The sequence below is a fragment of the Okeania sp. SIO2F5 genome (assembly GCF_010692685.1).
Classification (GTDB): Bacteria; Cyanobacteriota; Cyanobacteriia; order Cyanobacteriales; family Microcoleaceae; genus Okeania; species Okeania hirsuta.
The window spans coordinates 1-4498 of record NZ_JAAHGU010000124.1 but is presented as its reverse complement, the minus strand read 5'-3'; the positions used below and the strand labels follow the sequence as shown (position 1 = coordinate 4498).

The window sequence follows — 4498 nt, the reverse complement described above, 5'->3', positions numbered from 1 at the left end:
CTTCACATTTGAAGGCACAATTGATGATGTAGAAAATCTGACAGAAATTAACACTCTGACAGTAAATGTTTCCGATGCCCAGGATAATCCAGCGAGCGCTGAGGATACATCCACCGTCACCACTCCTCTTCCCACAAGTTCCATCGGCAACTACGTATTTGAAGACCTCAACGCCAACGGCATCCAAGATGGTGGAGAATCAGGAATTCCTGACACCGTAGTCAAACTCCTAAATGCTGATGGCACACCTGTAGAAGACCAAGACGGTAACGAAATTACCACGACCACAGATAGCAATGGTGCCTACGAATTCACAGGTCTCACCCCTGGTGAATACAAAGTCATGTTCGTTCAACCAGAAGGATTTGATGGAGTCAGTCCAGTCAACGCAGGTGGAGACGATGTAGACTCCGATGCCGACCCAGACAACAACTTAATGACAGGGGTCATCACTCTCAACCCTGGTCAAAACGACGACACCAACGACGCTGGATTCTACGATAAAGCAAGCATCGGAGACTTCGTTTTCAACGACGAAAATCAAAATGGCATCCAAGATAGTGGAGAATCAGGAATTCCTGACGCCGTAGTCAAACTCCTAAATGCTGATGGCACACCTGTAGAAGACCAAGACGGTAACGAAATCACCACGACCACAGATAGCAATGGTGCTTACGAATTCACAGGTCTGACCCCTGGTGAATACAAAGTCATGTTCGTGCAACCAGATGGATTTGAAGGAGTCAGTCCAGTCAACGCAGGTGGAGACGATGTAGACTCCGATGCCGACCCAGACAACGGGTTAATGAGTGAGGTCATTACTCTCTCTTCTGGTGATGAGAATGACACAGTAGATGCCGGATTCTTTGATATCCCAGAACCTAACCCTGAACCTAACATAATCAACGGTACCAGTGGCATGGACATGATTACAGGAACCTCTGAACGAGATATAATCACTGGCTTTGAGGGCATGGATATGATTACCGGAGGTGGTGGAAATGACGACTTTGTCTACACCTCAACTTGGGATCAATTAGATTATATCCAAGACTTCCAGACTGGTAGCGATCGCCTGGTATTCACTGACCTATTGCAGAATGGAACTGACTTTTATGGAGGAGACCCTGTTGCTCAAGGCTATTTGATACCCACAGAGTACGGTCCATATGGAACCTTAATCCAGGTCGATCCTGATGGGTCAGCTGGTCCAGGATTTGCTGAAAATATGGTCTTCCTGACTGGAGTTTCAAGCTCGAACGGCAACGCATTCAACCCAACCACAGACCTCTTAATTTAAGTAGACCACAGTAGGGAAGTTCCATGGAATTCCCTACAATGCTTGTGGTTTTGACTGTGTAGTTCACCCAGATGAAAAGCGGATAATTAAATTAATTGTCTTACAGCAAAAGTAGATACCTGTATTAATATCTCTAGTGCGATTAGTTCAGTTGCAACCTAGCAATAGGAGAATGACTAGCTTCAGTTGAGTAACCATTAAGGGTGGAGTTTGCACTTTAATCCTCAACTGTTCCCAACTACATAATCTTGCAAGTAAATGTGAGTATCCTAGAAAACATAAGTCCTGTTCCAAGGTAAGATGTATTTGGCTGCAATCACATCTGTGAAATAGAAACCTTTGTAAATCTGTCCCTAATTTTTTTAATTAATTCAATGACCATGTTTAACCTTTTTTCTAGTTCCAAGTCCATTTTTAGTCGTTGTTCCTGGTTGACTGTTAGCAGCCTCAGTTTAGTAAGTTTCGGAAGTATAGCTGTTAGTCCAGCTCAAGCCCTGATTAATAGAAGTTTTGAAAACGGCTTGAATGGTTGGGATACCGCAGGAGATGTCAGTATTCAACGTACTTTCCAAGGGTTTGCCCCAACAGATGGTTCTTCCCAGGCTTTGTTAACCACTGCAACAACCTTCAGATTTGACGATATACTTGGAAACCTAGATGCCTATAACTTCTCAGGAAATTCCGCTGTTGATGCTCGTTCTGATCCCGCCTTACTACAAAGCTTTCTGGGTTTATCTAACGATGCCCTAAACTTTACTGGAGCATTTAATTTTCCACATGATTCTAAGGAAGGATCTGCAATCAAACAATCCATCTCTTCGACAACTGATTTTGAAATTAGTTTTGATTGGAGTTTTCTGACCAACGATGGAGCGCCCCTTTTTCCAGGCGATCCTAGAGATACTGCCTTCGTTACCCTATATAACGTTACAAGTCCCGAAGAAAGCCGAGGGATAGAGGTGCTTGCTCAAAGCTTACCCATCACCAATGGATTTATGGGATTCCCTGCCCCTGGAACCCTAGATGGAACCAATTTTTTCCAGAGTTCTGGGGTTTCCAGATTTAACTCAGGAACTCTGGCTGCTGGTGACTACATCTTGGGTATCGGAGTTTATGACGTAGATGGAACTGATAAGACCTCAGCTTTGCTAGTTGATAATGTCACAGTAGAATCTTCTGACGATCCACAACCTGTTCCTGAACCACTGAGTACTCTAGGATTATTGGCTGTTGGTGCTTGTATTGCTTGTGATAAAAAGCGTCAGCAAAATACTCAAACTTCTAAACAATAACAATTGTTTTTACCCATCAACGATAAATAACCCTATTATCATAACGGTAATGGAATTTTTCGATCTGAAGTAGAGTTAATTGGTTAAGAAAAAATGGAGGTGAATACACATATGACTCCATTCAAGTCGAACCTCAAGGACAATTTTTTGTCGAAGGCGATCAAGTAATTGTAGATGTAAAAGTCAGTGAAAATAGAACTCTTCGTATTCAGGGGCAAATCGATTGGTCTCGAACTGGCTGCACTACAAGTGTATATCGTTGGACTTTACAGAGAGAGTTTTAGCCCACTTTATATGAGCAGTAAAGTTTTTAGACTAGTGCAGGGTGGCGGAAATAACTGACCAGTTACAAAATTCTAAAACAATTACAAATCAAAAATGATTGACTGTCAGATGTGCGTCTTACATTCCGGAGGGGCTGTGTGCGGAATTACTTCCGCACAGTAGGCGCCCCGTAGGAAACCTCGCCAATTAGCACTCGCTTTTAAATGCATGACTTTTAACTTCCCAGTAGCGGCACTAGAGACGAGGACTTTATGTAGAAATAATATTACTTATGTTCTGGATGAGTTGGTGTATTTGCTCCCATCTTATTTATCTGAGCAATCATTTGATATAATCTACCAGTATCTTTCTGATTGAAGGACATAACTAAACGAGGAAGATGAGCAGTTTCATCTCCTAACTCTTCTGGTAAAACTTTACTTTTTTCAATTTTTCCTATAGTCAAAATATCACTATATTCTTGATTCAAATAATCCACATCTCCTTCTGAAAGTTCTGAATTCAGACGAATCACAAACTTTTCTCCCACATAACGACTCGAATGATAAATTCTGTAAAAGTTAGCGATCGCTTGACAAGCTTCTTCCAAGTCATCTGTAATAGTATATAAGCTAGGGTCTTCTGGACTAATCAAACCACGCCGAAGCAGTTGTTTATGAATAAAATCGTTCCAGTCATGCCAATAGTTTCCACCAGGACAATCTATTAATACTAGAGGTGCCGGGCCATATTTACCTGTTTGTGTTAATGTTAAACTTTCAAATGCTTCATCTAAAGTGCCAAAACCACCGGGAAATAAAGCTAAAGCATCACTTTCTCTGAGGAAAAATAACTTACGAGTAAAAAAGTATTTAAAGTTAATTAATTTTTGTTCTCTTTCAATAAAAGGATTTGATTCTTTTTCAAAAGGTAACTGAATATTTAAGCCGAAAGATTTTTCTGCCCCAGCACCTTCATTGCCAGCTTGCATTATTCCGCCCCCACCACCTGTCATTACCATAAAACCTTGCCGAGTAATGCGACGGGCAAAGTTTACGGCCATTTGATATTCTGGAGCTTCTGGGGATGTTCGTGCAGAACCAAATATCGTAATTTTGCGAATATGGCGATAGGGATAAAATATCTCAAATCCTTTTTCCATATCCTGTAGAGAAGCCGCTAATATCTTCCAATCTAGGCGGTCTAGCTCCTCTGATGCCATACTGACAATGGTGGAGAGCGATCGCTTAATCCATTTCTCATGTTTTAGGGTCGGCAAATTTTTGACTAACTTAGTCACTTCTGCCTCAATAGACTCAACTGCTGTTTTCTGAAAATCTGAGGCCATTAACTTTTTCCAAATACTTAATAACTTTAATTTTTACTGGAATTTTTTAGTTGATGGTTTTTTCATTTTTCCCAGTTAATCGTATTTTATCTCCTAATTTCGCCCTAATTCTTTATTAGAAATCTAAGGAAAAAGAAAAAAAAGCATAATTTTTTAATTTCCTTTTTTTGACATACTCCCGGCGCTGAATTAAAAATTACAGCGCGGGATTCTCACCCATCTGTGATTCTTGATTCAGTGACACCACTTACTATTTCAGGTTGCCCATCTACAGCAGAGGTGGTAGTCTCCTCA

General features: G+C 41.0%; 3 protein-coding genes and 1 pseudogene. 3 read left to right on the top strand and 1 reads right to left on the bottom strand.

What is annotated here, in order from left to right; genetic code table 11:
• The 3 genes and pseudogenes from F6K27_RS26055 to F6K27_RS34050 form a co-directional block, all read left to right on the top strand.
• The coding region (locus tag F6K27_RS26055; RefSeq protein WP_287279149.1) for an SdrD B-like domain-containing protein at positions 1-1300 on the top strand (1300 nt) is incomplete at its 5' end.
• 374 nt (positions 1301-1674) lie between these two features.
• Positions 1675-2592 carry a hypothetical protein gene (locus F6K27_RS26050; protein WP_287279148.1) on the top strand — a complete coding sequence of 306 codons (918 nt, stop codon included), beginning with the start codon at positions 1675-1677 and terminating at the stop codon, positions 2590-2592.
• An 83-nt stretch (positions 2593-2675) separates the two neighbouring features.
• Positions 2676-2876, top strand: a pseudogene (locus F6K27_RS34050) (hypothetical protein); the annotation flags it as partial.
• Between the two features lie 266 nt (positions 2877-3142).
• Here F6K27_RS34050 and F6K27_RS26045 read toward each other — a convergent pair.
• Complete coding sequence (locus F6K27_RS26045; protein ID WP_287279147.1) at positions 3143-4204, bottom strand: LOG family protein; 1062 nt, start codon at positions 4202-4204, stop codon at positions 3143-3145.
• Between the last annotated feature and the right edge of the window lie 294 nt (positions 4205-4498).